The following is a 21,938-nucleotide window of genomic DNA, read 5'->3' as shown; positions in this document are numbered from 1 at the left end:
TATTTTAATGTTTTTTACAAAAAACTCACTCAAACCAAATCATTGATGCCATCTGCTTTCCCGACGGTATGAATAACCGCCAACATAACTACCCACGCTACAGGTGACAGTTATTCAATTAATCAAATACTCTACCACTTTGTAACACGGTTAATGATTGAATTTTGAGCTTGGCGAGTGTTCACAGGTGGACTATTTTTCCCGATAATCCACAACTGCTCAGCATTCGCTAGCTCATCCCTCGCCTAAAATAATTTCATTGGAAATTACCCACCAAAGGATTAGCCTATCCTCTTGCGACGAAAGACCAGTTAGAAGTCTGCACCCTTTCGAGTTAGGTCATGTTTCATACCCTATATTGACCATTACAGCCAATCATTCGCTTTCTCTAACCTCCCTTACCTGCATGTTCATCAGCATCACTTACGCTTTGCCTGCCAACCTCAATCTTTGCACTCTATATATAATATCGATTGCTGAATTGTGGACGGCAAACGTACAGGCTTACCAAGTTCCATTATTATCACACGAGTAGTTAAGATGTAGACTGTTCGCCGATAGTCTTATTGATGACGTATTCCCACGATAAACAGGAATATCCGACTATTTTACCTTTTGGTCAAAGCCTATCAGTAGTTTTGGCTTTTTCAGCATTACGACGTTTATTATCTATTCACTTACGTTCATCTTTCTACCCAGTCTAGCCCCTCATGACATACTACTTGCCATTACTTAATGTTACCTCACAGTACGCATTAACCTTGCTATTCCTCAAGGGGGTACATTGTCAGGAAGCTCCGCACCAGACCGTTGCCAGTCTCGCACTATCCCTAGACTACTGTTAGCCATATAACAGGTTGAACTCTCATTCTTGTATAATGTTACTACAATCCTGATTCAACAATGATAATAATAGCTTTTGCACTTATCACTACACACACTTCATCAATTTCAGCTTAAACTATATGCTGATTGGAATTCTCTCCTCTCCTTCAACGATTACAATAATATCTATTGCATCCTGTTGGAAAGTACCAGAATTTATCAGATGTGTTTAAATTGAATTGTAAAAAGAGAGTTAGTTCTCTATAATAGTTGAGATATCTCAACTAGATTATATTACCAACTGTACCTTTGGAGGGTTATATACACAGTATCCTTTCGGACACTATATATAATGTCCTACTTAGATACTGTGTAGAGACACTTAGGGCTTTTGACCCTAAGTATCCACCTAAAATATTGATAAAAATCAATAAGTTAGGCGTGGTAAGCACGACCCTTGTCGCACTTATCGTTTGCTGAATTGTGGACGACGACGAGCTTTTCGTAGACCCACTTTTTTACGTTCAACTTGACGTGCATCACGAGTAACGAAGCCTGCTTGACGCAATGCTGAGCGTAAGGTTTCGTCATATTCCATTAACGCACGAGTAATACCGTGACGAATAGCACCAGCTTGACCTGAAATACCACCACCTTTAACAGTGATGTAAAGATCAAGTTTGTCAGTCATTTCTACTAACTCTAATGGTTGCATAACAACCATACGAGCAGTATCACGACCAAAGTATTGCTCTAATGAACGTTTGTTAATAACGATGTTACCACTACCTGGTTTGATAAACACACGAGCAGCGGAACTTTTGCGGCGACCTGTACCGTAATATTGATTATCAGCCATCTTCTATCCCCTTAAATATCTAATACTTGCGGTTGTTGTGCCGCATGATTGTGCTCATTACCAGCATAAACTTTTAGTTTACGGTACATTGCACGACCAAGAGGACCTTTCGGTAACATGCCTTTTACAGCAATTTCGATGACTTGTTCAGGATGACGTTCAATCATTTCTTTAAAAGTCGCTTCTTTAAGTCCACCGATGTAACCAGTATGACGATAATAAATTTTATCAGTGCGTTTTTTGCCTGTTACAGCAACTTTTTCTGCATTGATAACGATAATATAATCACCTGTATCAACATGTGGTGTATATTCTGCTTTGTGTTTACCACGCAAACGGCTTGCGATTTCAGTAGCTAAACGACCTAACGTTTTACCTGCTGCATCAACAACATACCAGTCGCGTTTAACTGTTTCTGGTTTAGCTGAAAAAGTACTCATTCGTAATTATCCAATTTTAAATTAATCTCACGTTAATAAATCATTTTGATTTATTTACACTTTTTGATTGTATCTATTAACCAACTCACCCCTTCGAGTGGTTATATTAATATCGACAACCGCAAACAACGTTGGGAAAAACATTGTCGTAACGTGGGTTGCGATATTATACAGAAATAATATAAAAGCGCTAGAGTAAAAAAGAAAAAATCATAGCGAGAAGGGACGCTTGCTGATAAACTAAAAAATAATATTGAATGACAGAATATTTTAATAAATGAACAATACAATTCAACTTTCAGAAGAAGATTATATTAGCAGAGGATTGCATCGAAAATGTTATCATTATCCGAATGATCCAAGTAAGTGTATCAAAGTAAATTATAATGTTGGTGCCGAAGAGGAAACAAATCGAGAAATTTCCTATTATAAACATCTAATTAGACGCAACGTTTCATTTGATGCGCTAGCAAAATATTACGGTCCAGTTTCAACGAGTTATGGTAAAGGTCATGCTTTTGAACTTATTCGGGATTATAATGGTGAAATAGCTATACCGCTTGAAAGATACCTCGCTGATGAAAAATTAACTATGCAATATTATGATGGTTTAGTGCTTGCTTTAAAAACGCTAAAATCAGCTTTATTAAAAGACCGCATTATTACAATGACAATAAAAAGCAAAAATATTTTATTTCAACACTTAAGTACTGAAAAAAGCCGATTAGTTATTATCGATAATATTGGTAACTCAACCTTAATTCCGATTGCCAATTACATTCCATTTTTTGCTAAAGCTAAAATTGAACGAACTTGGCAACGTTTTTTAATATCAATAATTAAAGAAAATAGCGACAACCAATTGATCACACGTTTAGTTGACGATCTGAATCAATAATTCGAAATTGTGCAATAACACCGTTCGCTTTATCAGGCCTATTTTTTAAGGTAAATAGGCCATGGTGCAATTTGGCAATACGATTAACAATACTTAAGCCAAGCCCAATACCATTATGCTTACGATCCATCCGAAAGAAGGCTTGGGTCAATTGTTCGCTTTTAGATTCATCGATCCCTTTACCATCATCTTCGACCGTAATAACAATGTCTTTTTTGTCTTGATAACAACTTACCATAATTTTGGTGTTATCTGGACTGTAACGATAACTATTTTCGACTAAATTACGCACTAATAGCCTTATCAAAGTCACATCACCATTAAAAACAAGATTTTTATTAACCATATACCATTCAAGGCGTTGCTGTTTTTTTGAGGTTAATTCTGTTAGCTCGTCGGATAACGGAATCATAATATCATTATAAAAATTAATATGTTGATATTGGCCTATTGTAAATTTTTGACTAGCTCGTGCAAGCATTAATAGTTGTTCGACAGTATTAACTAAACGATCTATACGACTAATTAATTCACAACAATCAATATTATGTTTATTTTCTAATAATTCTAAATGCAAACGGATACCCGCTAAAGGTGTTCGCATTTCGTGAGCCACATCAGCGGTAAAAAGACGTTCTTGAAATAATGTATTATTCAATCTAACAAAAAGGTTATTTAATACTGACGTAATCGATTTAATCTCACGCATATCACTAATTGGTGCAATGGGGTTTAGGTTTTGTTCGGTACGCTGATTAAGATCTTTTTCTAAAATTTCGAGAGGTTTTGTTATTCGTTTGATGGCTTGGTATGCTAAAAAGAGTGTTACTAACATCATTGAAAACGCAGAACAAAATAAAACAAAAATGGCTTCTAGCTCTTCTTGTTCAACAACTTCATCAATTTTATTTTGACTTAGAGTTAAATTAACCAATGCATCAATTTGTTCTTTACTTTCATGCCATAGCCAAAAAACAGTAATAATCTGACAAACCAACATAATAAAACCTAAAGTAAAAAAGAGGTTCCAACGAATGCTATGGCGTATATTATTAAGTGATTTTGAAATCATAATCTAATTGTCTAATTTAAACGAATTTTAAATTAATCGGCTTATCAACATCCATCATTAAGTTGATAACCATATCCTCGTACTGTACGAATAAAATTTTTACCTAATTTATTACGTAATCCATGAATATAAACTTCTAAAACATTCGAACTTGGATCACTTTGCCAATCATAAAGATCATTTTGTAATAAATCTCGGTGTACCTTTTCGCCAGCTTTTAGCATTAATCGAGACAATACAATAAACTCTTTGGGAGTCAATACTACTTTTTGATTATTAAGCATTACGTTTTGATGTTTAATGTCAATAGTAATCGGGCCATAGCTAATAAGATTATCAGCAGTACCTTGATCACGACGAATTAATGCTCTTACTCTAGCTAATAATTCGGCTAAAACAAAAGGTTTAATTAAATAATCATCGGCACCATTATCTAAACCATCTACTCTATCTTCAATCGTATCGCGAGCAGTTAAAACCAGTACAGGAGTTGATATGTTATTTTTTCGCCAGCGGATTAACAGTTCCAGTCCATCACAATCCGGTAAACCTAAATCTAAAATAATTAAACTAAATTTCCCAAATTGAATATATTCTTCAGCCTGCTTGCCATTTGAAGCAACTTCACAGACATAACCGCTTGATGTGATACCATCATACAACCCTTTTTGTAGCAAGCTATCATCTTCGACAATTAATATTTTCATTGTTCAGTCACCCTAATGTGGATGTTAAAACTTTCGTTACCTATTATATACTTTATATATCTAAAGTGTAGAAAAGCAGTGAATTGCTTATACTTCAATGATTAAAATGATCTATTAAAAACTAATAAGACATTTTTGTATATGTTATTTAAAATGAAATAACTTTAATTTTGGTAAAATCGAAACCGCAAAATCAAGTGATGCACAGATAATAAAATAAACAACAATCACAAACAAAAATATCTCCGTTGGATAAACCATACTACGATTATTAATTTGTGTTGCAATAAAAGTAAATTCTGCCACTCCAACAATATAGGCTAACGACGTATCTTTAATGATTGAAACCCATTGATTAACAAAAGAAGGCAACATCATTTTAAGAGTTTGAGGTAAAATGATAAATAAAATAACTTGTTTTTTAGTCAACCCCAATGAAAACCCTGCTTGCCACTGTCCTTTAGCCACAGCAATCATGCCAGCATGAACTGAATGACCAATATAAGCAGCACCAATAAGTGATAAAGCAAAAACTACAGTTGCAATAGCGGGGACATCAATATTGAGTAATACAGGCAAAAGAAAATAAGTCCAAAAAATAAGCATAACAACGGGAATTGCTCTTAAAAAACCAAGCACAGCTACTAACAAATGATGCATTCCCCCTTTAAAAACCGTTAGCCCCACTCCGGCTAAAATACCTAAAAAGGTTGAAAATAGAATGGCAATAAGACTCATTAACAATGTTAAAAACATGCCACCTGGAAAGTTACCCCACATCATATAACTTAAATTATTATAAATAACTTCTAACCCTTTAAGCTCCATAAGTGGTTACACCTTACCTATTTGTAATCGTTTTGCTTGATAAATATTACCTAAAGTACCAACAATAATAATGGCTAAAATATACAATAAAGTAGCAATGGCAAAGTCTTGAAAAGTTTTTAATGATTCGGTTTCAACTTGACGCGATACATAAGAAAGCTCTAGCACACCAATAGCCATTGTTAATGACGAATTTTTGATGATATTCATGTACTGACCAATTAAAGGCGGAAAGGCAATACGAAAGCTTTGCGGTAAAATAACAAATCGCATACTTTGCCACCAAGTTAAACCTAAAGCTAATGATGCATGTTCTTGCCCTCGCCTAACGCCAGCAATGCCAGCTTTAAACTCTTCAGCAATAAACGCACTTGAATAACACGTCAATCCAACTAAACCAATAATAAACTCAAACGATGGCATTTTCAGTGAAAAAAAGAACAACCAAATTTGCGGTTCATCGAATAACCATAATTTAAATTCAACAGGTAATAAATTACCCACGCCAAAATACCAAAAAAAGAGCTGTGGCAATAATGGAGAATAACGGAAAATTGCGTTATACCCCATTACGATGATTTGAATAATTTTAATTTTACTTTGTTGAGCAATAACCAATAAAAAACCCAATAATGTTGAAAAAATAATAGTAAGTAATGAGATAGCTAACGTAACTAAAAAACCATCCCATAACCACCACAGGTAACGGGGCTCAAGTAATTGCTCGTACATAATGCTTACTGACCTTTACCTATTTTAAAATCACCACGAGGCATTGCCGATGTAGTATCAGGTCCAAACCAACGGTTATAAATGGTTAATGCATCACCCTTTTCTTCAAGCGTTAATAAAATCTGATTCACCTTTTCTTTTAAGCGAACCTCCCCTTTTGGGATACCCACGGCTTGATATTCTTGGGTAATACTAAATGGCGAAATTTCAAATGCGGCACGTTGTTCTTCTGGCACATTAGCCAATAAACCAATTAATTTAGCATCATCTTGAGTAATTGCTTGCACAACACCATTACGTAATGCCGCAAAGGCAAATGGTGTATCATCATAAGAAATCACTTTTGCTGTTGGGTATTTTTCACGTAGCGTAATTTCCATAACCGTACCTTTGTCAGCACCTATACGGAGTTTTTTTAAATCATCCGCTGATTTTAAAACGCCTTTTTTTGCGATAAATTTTTGACCAGTTGCAAAATAAGGCAAACTAAAATCAACGGTTTTTGCTCTTTCATCTGTAACAGTAAAATTGGCGACAATTAAATCGGCTTTTTGAGATGTTAATAATGGGATTCGATTGGCTGGATTGGTTGGAACTAAGTCAACTTTAACGTTGAGGGCTTTGCCGATTTCATTTGCATAATCGACATCAAGACCAACAACTTTATTGGTTTTTTCGTCAACATAACCAAATGGTGGGTTACTATCAAACACGGCTATTTTGATTTCGCCTCGTTTTTCTATGTCATCAAGGCGATCTGCATAAGCAGAATTTACACCTAACAAACTACTTATTAATGTGACCACTGTTAGTGATTTAGTCAACAATTTCATCCTGATTCTCCCTAATAAAGGTTATGTTATTTTCAGTTAAAGTCTAACAACAAAGAATCAAATGAATAAATAACAAATACTCACATACTTATAACTTAAAGTTATATAGATTATTCCGTTATCTCACTATCTACAAAAAAGTAAGCGATCTCCCTTTCTGCTGATTGTAGAGAGTCTGAACCATGTACGGAATTTTCGGTTGCGTTATCTGCAAAATCAGCCCGCAAAGTGCCAACAGTGGCTTTAGACAAATCAGAAGACCCCATTAGCTCCCGATAACGCTTAACAGCATTGTCACCTTCAAGAACCAAAACAACAATAGGACCAGATATCATAAAATTAACCAATTTTTCAAAAAACGGTTTTTCTTGATGCTCGGCATAAAAGCCTTCTGCTTGTTTTGGCGTTAATGTAAGCATTTTTAGCGCAACAATATTAAGTTTTGCTTGTTTGATACGCATGATTATTTCACCAATCAACTGCTTCTTAACCGCATTGGGTTTGATGATAGATAATGTTCGTTCAATAGCCATATACTTGATCCTAACTAATCAAGGGTAAATGTCATTCGTAAAATTTGCCCACTTTGATCTAATAACAATAAATGGTGTATACCCTTTTGGCTTACTGTTAGGGCAACTTTTTGATCTTCATCGCTGTGCTCAAAAAGCTTACCATCTAAAAACCACCATTTTTCACCTATTCCCCCTTGTGGGGTTAAATCAATAGTAACATCTTGTTGCCCGGATAATCGTTTTACCCATTGTTTATTTCGCAAACCAATAATATCGAGTGGCGAAAAAGCATCTTTACCAAAAACAGGGCAATACTTATCAACCTCAGGAAGTAAAGATTGCCTGCGCTCTTTTGGTAACAACCAATTTTCTAACGCGATTGGCCACAGTGCAATCTGTTTTTTATGCGCATTATTACAATCAGCCGATACACGTTTTCCTGCATCATTAACCCAAATAGTGATCCACCCTGACCGATAGACGTTGTTATTAAGCGCTGTAAGTGTATCAAGCGTAGGGGGAACCATTTTATTAAATATCCAAGCATTTTTCTGGCGGTGACAGTTTTCATCATTTGCTGGCAGAATTTGTCCTGATGGCCAACAGATTTTTTGTAAAGTAACACTAGCTGGTTTAGTTATAACAGGTAATGGGCGGTTCATTCGTCGCTCTTTATTTAATAATAACGAACTAACTTGTTGCAAAATTGGCACGGCGGTAATACTGCCATATTGACCAACAACAGGTGTGCCATCTGGACGTCCCACCCAAACACCAATTAAATAACGAGGGTTCATGCCAACCGCCCAAGCATCACGATAACCATAGCTAGTTCCTGTTTTATAAACAAGTTGATGACTATTAACAAGCATCTGTCTTGTGATCCATGCACTACCATCACTAATAAATGGTTTACTTAACAGAGGTTCGTTTTGTACAAAACGTAAAGGACTAGCTTGCCCATGGCGAGCAAAAGCACTATAGGCACTAACCAAGTTATCCATTCTCAACGACGCACCGCCTAATATATACGATATATTAGGTGTATTACCGTTAGACTCAAGCGGTAAACCAATGCCGGCAAGTTTGCCGGCAAATCGTTTAGGGCCATAAAGTTCAATTAACTGAACTGCGGGTAAATTTAATGAGTTTTTTAATGCCTCTGAAGCACTGATTGGTCCATAAAAATCTTCATCAAAATTTGTAGGTCGATAATCAGAACTAATTCGTGGCGTATCTTGCAATAACGACTCAGAATGAATCATACCTTCATCAATCGCGAGTGCATACATAAAAGGCTTTAACGTTGACCCAGGCGATCGCAGTGCGCTTATCATATCAACCTGACCAAATCGCTCCTTATTATTAAAATCAACCGAACCAACATACCCTTTTACCGACATATCGGTATGATCCACAACCAAAATAGCCAATGACGTTTTGGGTGGTAACTGATTTTTACGATTACTAGCAATATCTTCAAGACTATATTGCAAAGACAGATCGATATTTGAATGAATAATATCTTCATTTGGGTATTGCTGACTTAAACGTCGAGCTAACAATGGAGCAAGTTGTGGCTTTTTACGAGGATAAACCCAAACATCTTCTTTTTGAACTTGCTCTATAATATCGGGTGACCAAACTTGATATTGAGCTAACCTTGCTAAAACCTTATCTCGAGCCTGTTTAGCTCGTTGAGGATATCTATCTGGACGCAAACGGCTTGGTGCTTGTGGCAATACAGCCAATAACACAGCCTCGCTACGCGTTAATGCTTTTGGTTCTTTACCAAAATACGACCAACTCGCCGCACCTAAGCCCTCGATAGTGCCACCGAATGGGGCACGATTAATATATAAAGTTAAAATTTCATCTTTCGTAAAATGCAACTCAAGTTGCAACGTTCGAAATATCTGCTTTAACTTACCTATTACCGTACGATCATGCGGATAGAGCAACCTTGCAACTTGCATCGAAATAGTGCTCCCTCCCGAAATAATCCGCCTATTGGTAATATTTTGCCAAGCGGCTCTCAATAAAGAAGCTGGATTAATACCAAAGTGCTCATAAAAATGACGGTCTTCATAATTTAACAACACATCAAGATAATCATTAGGAACTTCATCTAATTTGATAGGATACCGCCAAACACCATTTTCATCAGCAAAACGCCAAAGAGGTGTACCATCTTCGGCAAGAATGGTTTGAGTGGTTTTAGTGTTTGTGATAGAAAGCGGAAAAAAATGATCGGCAACAAAAAAGCCACCTAATAATAAAAGGATGCAAAAAAACAAGAAAGCCAGAATATTACGCAGGCGCTTTTTCATTTTATTAAAATTCAAATAGTTGAGTACAAAACAGCTACCACTAACAAACATTAGCGGTAGCTATTTACTTATATTTTTAACCAACAAACCCAATTAAGATCTATTGTTGCTGATTTGATGTATTGGCCGTATCTGGAGTATTTGATTTGCCATTACGCTCAACCGACATAACATCAATGGATTGACCAATAGCAAATCGATCAGGACGATACATTGATTCAACATAAGGATATGGAATCATATAATTCCCTGCCGTTACCGCTCTAGCTAAATAAGCAACACGAGTACGATAAGTACCATTGCTTACATAGTGATTAATATCAACAGCAGCAACATATCGATCATCACGAAACTCTTGATATTTAACATCATTGCTGTCTTCATCTTTCAACAAATTCGCTAATTCAGGAATTGCCTGCAAACTCACGCTACTATTAGTTAGATTTTGATTTTCTAACTCAAGACCAGCTGGTAAAAAGTCAACAATTAATGCATCGTGAACAGTTTCTTTATGCGCATTAACTTCTAATAAAACCACCATTAAATCTCCTACTTTCATATGATTTGGTTGGATTTTATTACCTTTCAAATCGTAGTAAGTACGTTTAATGGTTAATTCATTATTATCACTTGTTGGCGTAGGAGACCTTTTACCATAACCTGAAACCGTAAATTTAACATAAATCGGCTGTGCGTTTTCTGGATTTGAAATAGTCAAGCCATGAGCCAAATCGTCAAAAATCAAAGAGCGCGATAATGCTGAATTGACATTATTTGCTTGTTGATTAATCACAACATCAAATTTTTGTGAAGATTTATGTTGATCTAACGACCAACCCGCCATAAATAAAGCATTGAGCTCCTGCGTTGAAAAATAACGCGTATCATTGAGTAAATCAGATAAGTGAATTAAATAATCCGCTTGTTTATCAGCATTTAATCCATTTTCAATTAATAATGATAGAACCAATGCATTATCACGAATAGCACTGCCATATTCGCCCAACCAAGAATATCGTTTGTCATAACTTGTGGTAAATACCTGTGGCATTAAGCTGTCATAGATATTATCAAAACCAGCCAATTTAGCTGATAACGCTAACTGAGCAACTGGCAATGGTGAAAACACCTTAATATTACCCTCGGTGATCTGTTGATACATGCGATTAATTTCATTACGCACAGATACCGTGATTTTATTTTGTTTTGCTAGCACAACTAACGCATAAGCTTTAGTTGCAAATTTCGTATAATCACTTACTTGTGAAGTATCATAATAATTTTGCAAACTATTAAACGCATTAGCATCGTAAACATATTGATTAATACGCGAAATTGCCGCATCAAGTGCGCCATTATTCACATTATAACCACGCTCTTTGGCTTGCAATAAAAAGTCAGTTGCATACACAGTTAACCAATACTCTTCAGCACTATCGTTACTCCACAAACCAAAACTACCATTATTACGTTGCATTGATAAAATGCGTGAAATACCTAATTGCACTTTTTCACGTCGTTTGGCATCCGATTCAGTTTTAATTCCCAATGCAGAAAGCTGCTCTTGGTTTGCATATAACGATGGCATTAAACCACTAACAGTTTGTTCTAAACACCCATATGGATAAGCAAATAACTCTTTAATATACTGAGCAATATTAAGTGGAGGCTGATTCGATACAATTAATTTACCATCAACGGTATTATCAATCATGTCAACAAGACTACCCTCTGGTAATGACCAACTTTCACCGCCATTGATTGCTACAGCATAATACCGTGTGGTTGCGGCATAAGCCGGCCTAACGCCAATATTCCAAGATCGTTTGATTTGATACTCAGAACCATCTTCTAACAAAATACCTTTAACATTAATGGTGACTGAACCTTGCCCATAGCCATAATCGGCCATAATCGGTACTTGAATAATTTGTCTTTGCTTACTATCTATCGTTAAGGTTGTCGCCTTAGCTGAATCTTGATGAACTAAACCATCAGTAGACACATCGATCTGCATCGTTTGTGTTTTTTCGGTTAAATTATTCAAATCCAATGCCAAGTCAGCCTGATCTCCACCCGATAAAAAACGCGGTGTTGATAGTTCAACAACAACTGGTGATGCAACTAGCATAGTTTGTTCAGCCTTACCAAAACGTGTATCATCCCACGCTTGTGCCATTATGCGCAATTCACCATTAAAATCAGGCAAAGCAAGATCAACAACGCCCTCGCCATCATCATTTAACTTAATGGTTTGCAATTGCTGAGCCACAATATTGACATCATTTGATGGTTTTTTACCGCCGGCAGCCTCAAGCATTGCATCACCACCAAAGCTCATATTAACATTACGACCTTTACCTTCAATCAACTTACCATAAACATCATAAATATCGATGTTATAACGTTTGCGCCCTAAAAACGCACTATAAGGATCGGGGGTAACAAAATTGGTAATATTCAACACGCCAGAATCCACAGCCGAAACCAACACCGTTACCTTACGATCTTGCTGGATTGATTTTTTATCCAATTTAATTTTTATTGGAATGGTTTTTTCAGGCTCTGTCTTTTTCGGTGCTTCGATATTGACATTTAATTGACGATCAGAAGTATCAATTGGTAAATAAAGTAAACCAATAGCTCGTTTAATTGTCTGCACAGCAGCATCGGTTGATGGACGAATAATCATCGCATTAATATAAACATCATGACGTTCCCAATCTTCAATAGGAATATCAACATCAAGACCATTATCATCAACGGTAATATCTTTCTTCCACAATATACCGTCATTAGTTTCAAGCGAAATATAACCAGAACCTGCAACAGGAGCTTGAACATGAATTTTTGCGGTATCACCGACTGCATAAGCCGTCTTATCAAGACTTAATTTAACTTGATCAGGACGAACAGAATTGGTACCGTTGGTATTATCTTCCCAATTATAACCACTTCTAAAACGCATGCTACTTATCACACTACTTTTAGTATCAACCACCTCAATACGATAAAAACCATAATCATTGGTTTGATAAGAAACTTTAGCAGTACCATTTTCAGCAATAGAAAGCGGTTGCTCTTGCACAACAAATTCACTCGAATTGTACTCTTGAGACCATCCTGAATCGTTAGACCAGCTCCAATAGTAATTACGACGCTCACGAACAATCCTTGCCTTTAAATCCTTTGTTGCTAATTTATTACCCTCAACATCAACATAAGCGACTTCAAACTCAGCATTATCGCCTTTATCAACCGTTGGGCTTTTTTCATATCGATCTGTTGACCAATCATAATAAGGTGATTGAGAAAACAACGCCCGCACAGCTGGCATTTGAACACTTGGCCAAATCGCTTGGCTTGCATAACGTGTCACAGGGCGACCACCAGAATCAAGCAAACTTGCTTGTAAAACCACATTAACTGGAGAACTCAACTTACCCCAATTGCTAGTATCAACTGCGACTTGCACACTTCCGTTTTTATCTAAAGTCGTCTCAACATTATCAAGTTGTCTAGCAATATTTTTGTCAGTTACATCACCAATTTTATAATCAGCAAGTTCAGGAATTGAATCCATTTTTCTAAGATAAATATTACCTTCTAAACTATTTCCAGATGCTGGAGCACCATAAAGATACCAACCTTTAACGTCAAAGTTGATGCGTTTATCAAACTGAATCGGATTATTTGATACGGTTGTAATTTCCATCCCCATACGTTCAGGCAAAAACTCTTCCACATTAAAATAAGCATAACGGTAACTAACATCGCCTAAATTAAAACGAAATGCCCATTTACCCGTTGCCGCACTTGCCGGAATTACATATTTCCATTGATACAAACCACTCGAATCCGCATTTTCTTTAACCGTAAAATTGTCAACCACTAAATTATCGGGCGACATAACATCAACCACAATCGGTTGAGCAGGCAATGGCTTACCATTGGCATCACGCAAAAGTGCATTAAAATAGACGGTCTCTTTTGGACGATATAAATCACGAGAACCAAAAGCAAATAATTGTTTTTGATAAAAAGGCGATCCCGTTAAATTATATTCGCTTAAATTCAACGCACCATGTTCCAAATCAACCAAAGACATTTGCTTGCCATCGCTCGCTGTCAGCAAGACATATTTCATATCATCTGGCAACATTACATCGGCATAACCATTTTCATCGGTTTTTGTTGAAATCGTTCTACACCCCTTATTGCTATCGCGAACGCCTTTGTCACATAATACCGATACATCAATGCCTGAAAGCGGTTTACCATCATCTAAAGCATGCGTCATGATCGTCAAATAACCGTCATTATAATCACGTACCGAAACACCAATATTACTGACAAAAAATAGAGACGCAGGATTTGAATAATCATAGCTACCCGCTTTACTCATCACCGCAAAATAAGCACCCTCTTGTTGCAATGGTGAAATGGACGATAAATTAAGTAATACTGTTTCTTGCGAATTACGTTTTGGATTTAAATCAAATCGAGACGTATAAACTAAATCAGCAACCTGTTGAAAATTCTTAGACTCCCAACTTGACAATTGCTTAGCAAAACCATAATCAGCGATAAAATCGGATAGTTTTTCAGGCTTAATTCTAAAAAAGTTAACATCAACCTTATCAACGTTAAGCGTAACCACAGGCAAACCGCTCATTGATTTGCTTGGCAACAAATAGCCACTACTAGCAAACCCAACCATTGGCTTACGATCTTGAGTTTTAATATGAGTTTGATAGACCGAAGCTAAATTACTGCCATTAATGCCTGCTAACATTTTATCGATAGTAAGTTCCAAATCACGGTTTGGTTCAAGGTAACGATGCCGTAATTCCAACCCATTGTCAGACAACTCCCAAGCCCCATCAACGTTACCCGATTGGCGATCAACCAAACGGAGTAAATTAGAAAACTTAAGATTGGGATTTAAAGGCACCGAAAAAGTAATAACTAGCGTACTTGAACCATCAAGAATAACTTCTGAACTATCAATAACCGTTAACGCTTTATTATGGTATTTTTCGACTAATTCAGGGGTAGGCTTAAAAACAGGTTTGGATTGGTTATCGATTTCCGTATTCTCATTGGTATCCGCTGTAGGGGTATCATCAACAGATTGTAATGCTGATGACGTTGTTAATTGTTCAGTATTTGCATTTTGCTTAACATCTTTATTATCACAGCCTGCTAACGCTAACAGCATACTCAACACCGCTACAGGTTTTACTAATCCCATTTTATCCTTACCTCTCATCTATAATAATTGTTATTATAATAATTGTTATTGTTGATTATTCGCATTCGTTATTGACCATATATTATACACTGACATAAGGTTTTTAGCAAAGATAGTTTGATGGGATTTGATGTTTTAAAAAAAACACAAAATAAAAACTTAAATTAAATCAATTATTTTTATAACCATTTTTTAAGTGACGATTGCGCTATTTTTTAACAAATACCCCCCCCACAAAAAATACCCGGAATGATATTTTTTTTGTTTCAGCATCAACGACTTCTCTCAATCTATCCCGTCTACCAAAGCTAAAAAGACATTATTTTTTATCCAAAACCAGTCAGGAAAGATATTGATTTTATTAAAGTTTTTTATTTTGTTTTTAAAGAGGAATAATTCCCCTTCGTATCCACGAAGTGACAATTTATCACTTTTTCGGTATGATATTAGCCATTTTATGATAATCGATTAGGTTTAGTGTGAATATTCAACAATTATTAACGCAACGCGTTTCGCAAGCTATGATTATGGCGGGTGCAGATAAGAACTGTGACGCTTTAATTAAGCAATCAAACAAAGCTCAATTTGGTGATTACCAAGCCAATGGCATTATGGCTGTTGCTAAGAAACTTGGGATGCCACCTCGCGATCTTGCTCAGGCTGTTTTGCAACATTTAGATATTGATGATGTTGCCGAAAAAGTTGAGATTGCAGGACCTGGGTTTATTAATATCTTTTTAAAAAATAGTTGGATTGCTGAGCAAAATGAAATTGCGTTAAACAGTGATAAACTCAATATCACCCTCCCTGCCAAACCACAAACCATTGTAGTCGATTATTCGGCGCCTAATGTTGCTAAAGAGATGCACGTTGGTCACTTGCGCTCAACCATTATTGGTGATGCGAGTGTGCGTGTTTTATCATTTTTGGGGCATAATGTGATTCGAGCCAACCATGTCGGCGATTGGGGAACTCAATTTGGTATGTTAATTGCGTATCTTGAAAAAGTGCAAAATGAACACGCCAATGATATGGCGCTTTCAGATTTAGAATCATTCTATCGTGCTGCTAAAAAACACTATGACGAAGACGACGTATTTGCTGAAAAAGCGCGTAATTATGTTGTTAAACTACAAGGCGGTGATGAGTATTGCCGTGATATGTGGCGCAAGCTAGTTGATATTACCATGACGCAAAATATTGCCACTTATCGACGTTTAAATGTCACGTTAACCGTTGAAGATACCATGGGCGAAAGTATCTATAACAGTATGTTGCCAACAATCGTAGCTGATTTAAAACAGAAAAAACTAGCCGTTGAAAGCGACGGCGCTATTGTTGTGTTTTTAGATGAATATAAAAACAAAGAAGGCGAGCCAATGGGTGTTATCATCCAAAAACGTGACGGTGGTTACCTTTATGCTACAACCGATATTGCTTGTGCTAAATACCGTTACGAAACGTTGCACGCTGATCGTATCCTTTATTATACCGATTCCCGTCAACATCAGCATTTAGAGCAAGTTTGGGCTATTGTACATAAAGCTAAGTATGTGCCAGAATCTTTAAAACTTGAGCACCATATGTTCGGTATGATGCTCGGCAAAGATGGGAAGCCGTTTAAAACCCGTTCAGGCGATACAGTTAAACTTAATGATTTGCTCGATGAAGCCTGCGAACGTGCGACAACGTTAATTCGTAGTAAGAATCCTGAATTATCAGAAAGCGAACTTGCTAAAATTGTCGATGCGGTGGCAATTGGTGCGGTTAAATATGCTGATCTTTCAAAAAACCGTACTACTGATTATGTTTTCGATTGGGATAATATGTTGTCATTCGAGGGCAATACTGCACCTTATTTGCAATATGCTTATACGCGTGTGTTATCTATCTTCAAAAAAGCTAATATTGCAAAAGACAGTTTAACGGGTGATATTTGTTTAGACACCGATAAAGAACGCGCTTTAGCAACACGTTTAATTCAATTCGATGAGACCATTTCAACCGTTGCAAACGAAGGCACACCACATGTACTTTGTGCTTACCTTTATGAAATTGCAACGCTGTTTTCAAGTTTTTATGAAAACTGCCCTATTTTAACGGCAGATAACGAAAGCTTGAAACAAAGCCGTTTGAAATTAGCGTCATTAACAGCAAAAACCCTCAAAATTGGTCTTGATATGTTAGGTATTAAGACAGTTGAGAAAATGTAAAACAAAATTGCCACTTATGTTGATGGATTTATAATCGAACAGACATAACAACATAAGTGGCTGCGTTGCTAATATGCAATATTTTGTGAATGTATAGCTATCGATGATTAGGTTTATTATCCGCCACCAAAATCAGTTAATGGCATTACTGCTGTTAACCATTGCGCTTGTTGCCATTCGGCTCTATCCCCACGCTTCACTTTCTGAACCATTAACCTTTTCGACACGTTATTATGATAACAATAATCAGCTAATTCGCATGACATTAGCTGACGATGATCGTTATCGGTTGTGGACACCTTTGGAAGATATTTCCCCCGATATTGTTAACGGCTTATTACTGCACGAAGATCAGTGGTTTTATTGTCATTTTGGCGTCAATCCATTTAGTTTAATGCGGGCTTTTAGTGCAACCTATTTAACTGGTGGTAATCGGCAAGGCGCCTCAACGATTACTATGCAACTAGCTCGCATGCATTGGCGTTTAAATACCCGAACGATTGGCGGAAAATTGCATCAAATTGCTAGGGCTATACAGTTAGAGTTGATGTATTCCAAGCACGATATTTTAGAGGCTTATTTAAATTATGCCCCTTTTGGACGCAATATTGAAAGCGTGGGCGCGGCATCATTTATCTATTTTAATAAACCGCCGTCACAAGTTAACCTGCCCGAAGCGTTAACGTTAGTCGTTTTACCACAATCCCCTACCTTTCGAGTTGATCGTAAAACGGGTTTTGCTGGCAAAGCGTTGGTAAAAGCAAGAAATCAGTTATTTGAACGCTGGCAAGCACAATATCCTGTTGATAGCCATATTGCAGCGCTCTTTTCGCAAAAGTTAGTTTTGCGTCAACCTGAACGAGTGCCTTTTGTTGCCCCCCATTTTGTGAATCAAATCATTCATGAGCAACATGACAAAACACAAGAAGTCAAAACCACGTTAGATAGTAATCTGCAAAAAATTATCCATCGTCAAGTCAATGCGTTTATCGAGCGCAATCGTTTAAAAGGCATTAATAATGCTTCGGTGATTTTAGTTGATACGCAAACCATGAAAGTGAAAGCGCTGATCGGCTCAGCGAATTATTTTGATAATTCGATTCAAGGTCAAGTTAACGGCACAATGGCTAAACGATCGCCTGGATCTACGCTTAAACCATTTATCTACGCGCTTGGAATAGATCAAGGCGTGTTGCATCCAAGGACGATTTTAAAGGATGTCGCCACCGATTTTGGGGCCTACACACCTGAAAATTTTGATCGCAACTTTCGTGGTCCCATTTCGGCAACCGATGCATTAATTCATAGCCGTAATATTCCTGCTGTATGGGTTGCCTCAAAATTGAATAATCCCACTTTTTACCAGTTTTTAGTCGATGCGCATATTCAAAAACTTGCCGATGAAGCACATTATGGTTTGTCTTTAGTGTTGGGTGGTGGTGAAGTAAGTCCGCAAGAGTTAGTCGGTTTATATGCCATGTTAGCCAATGAAGGACGCTGGCAACCGCTACAATTTACTGAATCAACAACCTTACCAGAACCACAAAAGTTATTAAGTCCACAAGCGGCATTTATGACTATTGATATGTTAAAGCAAAACACTCGTCCACAAGATGTACTAAGTAAAATGCAAAAAAATGTCGTACCGGTTGCTTGGAAGACAGGCACCTCGTGGGGGTTTCGTGATGCTTGGACAGCAGGGAATTTTGGTCATTATGCTATGGTAGTTTGGCTTGGTAACTTTGATGGCAGTGGTAATAACGCCTTCGTCGGTGTCGATGCTGCCACACCGCTATTTTTTAATATTGTTGATAGCATTAATGCCTATTACCCCAATTTGCGTGAACCCAATCGTCCATTACCACCCAATTTAAAACGCATTGATGTTTGTCTAACTAGTGGTAATTTACTAACGCAATGGTGTAAAGCAAAAGGGAAAACGTGGTTTATTCCTGGTGTATCGCCAATTAATCCCGATACGATTTTTAGACCTGTTATGATCGATAATCAAACAGGTAAAGCCGTTTGTCCGCCTTATGATTTTACAACTTCTCATTTAGCTGTTTTTGAATATTGGCCATCAGATTTAGCGGCTGTTTTTGCAAAAGCAGGGATTCCTAAAAAATCTCCCCCTTCAACAAAACATTGTAGTTCATCACAAAATTATTTTGGTGATCCACACAAAATAACCTCACCACTCAAGAATGTGGTTTATCAATTTAGAACTGCAAAACAAAAAAATGAGCAAATCAGTTTTACCGCTAACAGCGATGGCGATGTAAAAACGCTTTATTGGTTTGTAAATAATAATTTTATAGGTCAAACCTCACCAAGAAGCGCCATTAGTTGGATCCCAACCGAAAGTGGAACTTTTAAAATTTTAGCGCTTGATGATATGGGACGGAGCGATTCGCGTAATATTAAAGTCGAGCTGTTTAATTAATAAATTATGTTAACTGACCCTAAATGAATAGTTACTAATTGCTCAATGTTAACTTATTGAGCAATCTCATTTTTGTGACAATAAATTATTATTAATAAATAATTAGTTAGTATTAAATATCTTATTTTTATAGACATTAAACTGATTAAAAATGTTTTTCAAAAGCGAAAAATCTAAAAAATAATACTTTAACTATTTCATTTATTTATATATTTTATAAATTATAGTACTTGCTATTACCAATATTTTGGTTAGAATTCCTGCAGTTTTGAATCGATATGGCGTTAGTACAATGAGTAATAGTAAATCAATCGTTTTAATCAATAAAATTATTGATATTATATTTTGTCCTCCTTTTTTGGGGGATTTTTTTTGTCTGCACCATACGATTTATCCATCTTATTTAAAACAGAATTGTAGAGGCAGATTATGACCGATAATAAAAAAATGTTATTAACCAGTCGAGATCAAAGTTTAAAAGCTTATTTAATCAATAAAATTAAGCAAAATGGTGGTTGGGTTAATTCGCATATGCATGCTGATCGTGCTTTTACTATTTCGGTTGATAGTTTTGATGTTTATCAAAAACAATCATTAATTGAAAAATGGGATACGTTAGATAAAGTCAAAGCGTCGATGAGCGAAGATGATTATTATCGACATTTTAGTATGGCGGTTGAGCGAATGATTGAACAAGGTGTTAGCGCTATGGGATCGTTTGTTGATATTGACCCCATTGCAGAAGAACGCGCCATTAAAGGGGCATTGCGGGCTAGAGAAACCTATAAAAACGACATTATCATAAAATTAGTTAATCAAACCCTTAAAGGTGTTATTGATAAAGAGGCGCGTTATTGGTTTGATAAAGGCGCTGATTTGGTTGATATTATTGGCGGTTTGCCACGCCGTGATGAGCGTGATCATGGCGAAGGTATGGGACTTAAACATCTTGACGTGTTAATGCAAACCGGTAAATCATTAGGCAAAATGGTGCATGTGCATGTTGACCAATTTAACTCACAAGATGAAATCGAAACAGAACAGCTTACTGATAAAACCCTTGAACACGGTATGCATGGGCGTGTGGTTGCGATTCATAGCATATCAATTACTGCACACAGTTTAGAATACCGCCAAAAACTTTACAAAAAAATGCAAGAAGCCAAAATGATGGTTATCGCCTGTCCGTTTGCTTGGATCGATAGCCCTCGCCGTGAAGAGCATGGCCCTACTCGTAACTCACTAACGCCAGTGGATGAACTCGCTACTGCGGGGATTCCTGTTGCTATTGGCACGGATAATGTCAGCGATTACATGCTACCATTTTCAACGGGTAATATGTGGGAAGAACTTAAATTATTAGTGACAGGCTGCCGTTATACCGATTTAGATAATGTGGTTAATGTAGCAACTAAAAATGGGCGAATGGTACTGGGTATTGATTGATTTTGGTTAGAGTAAGCTTCACCAAATAGGTTACTCATCGGTATTTATTTGAAAAAATGATGCCGATGAGTGACTGATTATTTCATTGTTTTATTTAATAATTCAATAAAAACCTCAATAAAATCAATACCTTTCCTGACCGCTTTTTAAGCATAATTTCTGAAAAATATTTAAAAGACTATTTAAATACTTTTTACTAATTAAATAATCGTTAGTTATAGATGTTTATCACAAATAGCCTATAACTATCCCCTCAATAATACTACTCAAAAGTAGAAAATTCTTTATGATAAAAGGAAAAGAGGATTAAAACACAAAAACAGACAGCGTAATTTTCTGTACCTTAAATTTTTTATTATAAATAAGTTAATTTTTGTTTGTTGGACATTGATAATAGTATCTTAGTGAGAACCTCACCATATAATACAAATCATCATCTCCAAATTTTTTTACTGCTTCACCATTAAAAGAGTTTGCATATTGCTGAACAAGTTGTTTTATCTCAGGAGCGGAGATTAAGTTGTTTGAACAATATATTAATGG

The 21,938-nt window shown here is 36.4% G+C and carries 15 protein-coding genes; 5 read left to right on the top strand and 10 right to left on the bottom strand.

Annotated features, from left to right (window positions below):
- The first annotated feature begins 569 nt into the window (after positions 1–569).
- Positions 570–704 carry a hypothetical protein gene (locus GQ589_RS12425; protein ID WP_255471108.1) on the top strand — a complete coding sequence of 45 codons (135 nt, stop codon included), beginning with the start codon at positions 570–572 and terminating at the stop codon, positions 702–704.
- 587 nt (positions 705–1,291) lie between these two features.
- Here the strand turns inward: GQ589_RS12425 and rpsI are convergent.
- Together rpsI and rplM are read right to left on the bottom strand one after the other, a co-directional pair.
- On the bottom strand, positions 1,292–1,684 hold the full coding sequence (rpsI, locus tag GQ589_RS05495; protein WP_034915459.1) for a 30S ribosomal protein S9: 393 nt from the start codon (positions 1,682–1,684) through the stop codon (positions 1,292–1,294).
- Between the two features lie 11 nt (positions 1,685–1,695).
- Complete coding sequence (rplM, locus tag GQ589_RS05490) at positions 1,696–2,124, bottom strand: 50S ribosomal protein L13 (protein ID WP_065566227.1); 429 nt, start codon at positions 2,122–2,124, stop codon at positions 1,696–1,698.
- A 277-nt stretch (positions 2,125–2,401) separates the two neighbouring features.
- Between rplM and GQ589_RS05485 the strand changes: the two genes are divergently transcribed.
- Positions 2,402–3,022 carry a YrbL family protein gene (locus GQ589_RS05485; RefSeq protein ID WP_160400008.1) on the top strand — a complete coding sequence of 207 codons (621 nt, stop codon included), beginning with the start codon at positions 2,402–2,404 and terminating at the stop codon, positions 3,020–3,022.
- On the opposite strand, the gene pmrB is transcribed toward GQ589_RS05485, so the two are convergent.
- The 8 genes from pmrB to GQ589_RS05445 form a co-directional block, all read right to left on the bottom strand.
- Positions 2,991–4,094 (bottom strand): two-component system sensor histidine kinase PmrB, encoded by a 1,104-nt coding sequence (pmrB, locus tag GQ589_RS05480; RefSeq protein WP_160424998.1) that lies wholly within the window; start codon positions 4,092–4,094, stop codon positions 2,991–2,993. The two genes, GQ589_RS05485 and pmrB, sit on opposite strands and share 32 nt — an antisense overlap.
- A 44-nt stretch (positions 4,095–4,138) precedes the next feature.
- On the bottom strand, positions 4,139–4,801 hold the full coding sequence (gene pmrA / locus GQ589_RS05475) for a two-component system response regulator PmrA (protein ID WP_160411625.1): 663 nt from the start codon (positions 4,799–4,801) through the stop codon (positions 4,139–4,141).
- A gap of 144 nt (positions 4,802–4,945) precedes the next feature.
- Complete coding sequence (locus tag GQ589_RS05470; protein WP_160424995.1) at positions 4,946–5,629, bottom strand: amino acid ABC transporter permease; 684 nt, start codon at positions 5,627–5,629, stop codon at positions 4,946–4,948.
- Between the two features lie 6 nt (positions 5,630–5,635).
- On the bottom strand, positions 5,636–6,361 hold the full coding sequence (locus tag GQ589_RS05465) for an amino acid ABC transporter permease (protein ID WP_160400012.1): 726 nt from the start codon (positions 6,359–6,361) through the stop codon (positions 5,636–5,638).
- A 5-nt stretch (positions 6,362–6,366) separates the two neighbouring features.
- Positions 6,367–7,200 carry an ABC transporter substrate-binding protein gene (locus GQ589_RS05460; protein ID WP_370519420.1) on the bottom strand — a complete coding sequence of 278 codons (834 nt, stop codon included), beginning with the start codon at positions 7,198–7,200 and terminating at the stop codon, positions 6,367–6,369.
- Between the two features lie 104 nt (positions 7,201–7,304).
- On the bottom strand, positions 7,305–7,727 hold the full coding sequence (ndk, locus tag GQ589_RS05455; protein ID WP_160424991.1) for a nucleoside-diphosphate kinase: 423 nt from the start codon (positions 7,725–7,727) through the stop codon (positions 7,305–7,307).
- Positions 7,728–7,741: 14 nt separating this feature from the next.
- Entirely contained in the window at positions 7,742–10,039 is a 2,298-nt protein-coding gene (pbpC, locus tag GQ589_RS05450) for a penicillin-binding protein 1C (protein WP_160424989.1), read from the bottom strand.
- A 100-nt stretch (positions 10,040–10,139) separates the two neighbouring features.
- Positions 10,140–15,293, bottom strand: coding sequence for an alpha-2-macroglobulin (locus GQ589_RS05445; RefSeq protein WP_160424987.1), 5,154 nt, complete (start codon positions 15,291–15,293; stop codon positions 10,140–10,142).
- A gap of 479 nt (positions 15,294–15,772) precedes the next feature.
- Here GQ589_RS05445 and argS point away from each other — a divergent pair, with 479 nt between their 5' ends.
- The 3 genes from argS (at position 15,773) to GQ589_RS05430 (ending at position 21,395) form a co-directional block, all read left to right on the top strand.
- Positions 15,773–17,506: an arginine--tRNA ligase gene (argS, locus tag GQ589_RS05440; protein ID WP_160401230.1), complete on the top strand. Its 1,734-nt coding sequence runs from the start codon at positions 15,773–15,775 to the stop codon at positions 17,504–17,506.
- A gap of 103 nt (positions 17,507–17,609) precedes the next feature.
- Positions 17,610–19,949: a penicillin-binding protein 1C gene (pbpC, locus tag GQ589_RS05435; protein ID WP_160424985.1), complete on the top strand. Its 2,340-nt coding sequence runs from the start codon at positions 17,610–17,612 to the stop codon at positions 19,947–19,949.
- 429 nt (positions 19,950–20,378) lie between these two features.
- On the top strand, positions 20,379–21,395 hold the full coding sequence (locus tag GQ589_RS05430) for an amidohydrolase family protein (protein ID WP_202115033.1): 1,017 nt from the start codon (positions 20,379–20,381) through the stop codon (positions 21,393–21,395).
- The last annotated feature ends 543 nt before the right edge of the window (positions 21,396–21,938 follow it).

Origin of the sequence: Gilliamella sp. Pas-s27 (assembly GCF_009795865.1) — a bacterium.
In the GTDB taxonomy this organism is placed as follows: Bacteria; Pseudomonadota; Gammaproteobacteria; order Enterobacterales; family Orbaceae; genus Gilliamella.
Note: the sequence above shows the minus strand (reverse complement) of the source record. Positions and strands in the feature narration are given on the sequence as shown.

What these genes read in the sequence shown, in the direction of transcription:
- GQ589_RS12425 (WP_255471108.1), top strand. Translation starts at nt 570, where the DNA reads ATGACGTATTCCCACGATAAACAGGAATATCCGACTATTTTACCTTTT.
- rpsI (WP_034915459.1), bottom strand. Translation starts at nt 1,684, where the DNA reads ATGGCTGATAATCAATATTACGGTACAGGTCGCCGCAAAAGTTCCGCT.
- rplM (WP_065566227.1), bottom strand. Translation starts at nt 2,124, where the DNA reads ATGAGTACTTTTTCAGCTAAACCAGAAACAGTTAAACGCGACTGGTAT.
- GQ589_RS05485 (WP_160400008.1), top strand. Translation starts at nt 2,402, where the DNA reads ATGAACAATACAATTCAACTTTCAGAAGAAGATTATATTAGCAGAGGA.
- pmrB (WP_160424998.1), bottom strand. Translation starts at nt 4,094, where the DNA reads ATGATTTCAAAATCACTTAATAATATACGCCATAGCATTCGTTGGAAC.
- pmrA (WP_160411625.1), bottom strand. Translation starts at nt 4,801, where the DNA reads ATGAAAATATTAATTGTCGAAGATGATAGCTTGCTACAAAAAGGGTTG.
- GQ589_RS05470 (WP_160424995.1), bottom strand. Translation starts at nt 5,629, where the DNA reads ATGGAGCTTAAAGGGTTAGAAGTTATTTATAATAATTTAAGTTATATG.
- GQ589_RS05465 (WP_160400012.1), bottom strand. Translation starts at nt 6,361, where the DNA reads ATGTACGAGCAATTACTTGAGCCCCGTTACCTGTGGTGGTTATGGGAT.
- ndk (WP_160424991.1), bottom strand. Translation starts at nt 7,727, where the DNA reads ATGGCTATTGAACGAACATTATCTATCATCAAACCCAATGCGGTTAAG.
- pbpC (WP_160424989.1), bottom strand. Translation starts at nt 10,039, where the DNA reads ATGAAAAAGCGCCTGCGTAATATTCTGGCTTTCTTGTTTTTTTGCATC.
- GQ589_RS05445 (WP_160424987.1), bottom strand. Translation starts at nt 15,293, where the DNA reads ATGGGATTAGTAAAACCTGTAGCGGTGTTGAGTATGCTGTTAGCGTTA.
- pbpC (WP_160424985.1), top strand. Translation starts at nt 17,610, where the DNA reads ATGATTAGGTTTATTATCCGCCACCAAAATCAGTTAATGGCATTACTG.
- GQ589_RS05430 (WP_202115033.1), top strand. Translation starts at nt 20,379, where the DNA reads ATGACCGATAATAAAAAAATGTTATTAACCAGTCGAGATCAAAGTTTA.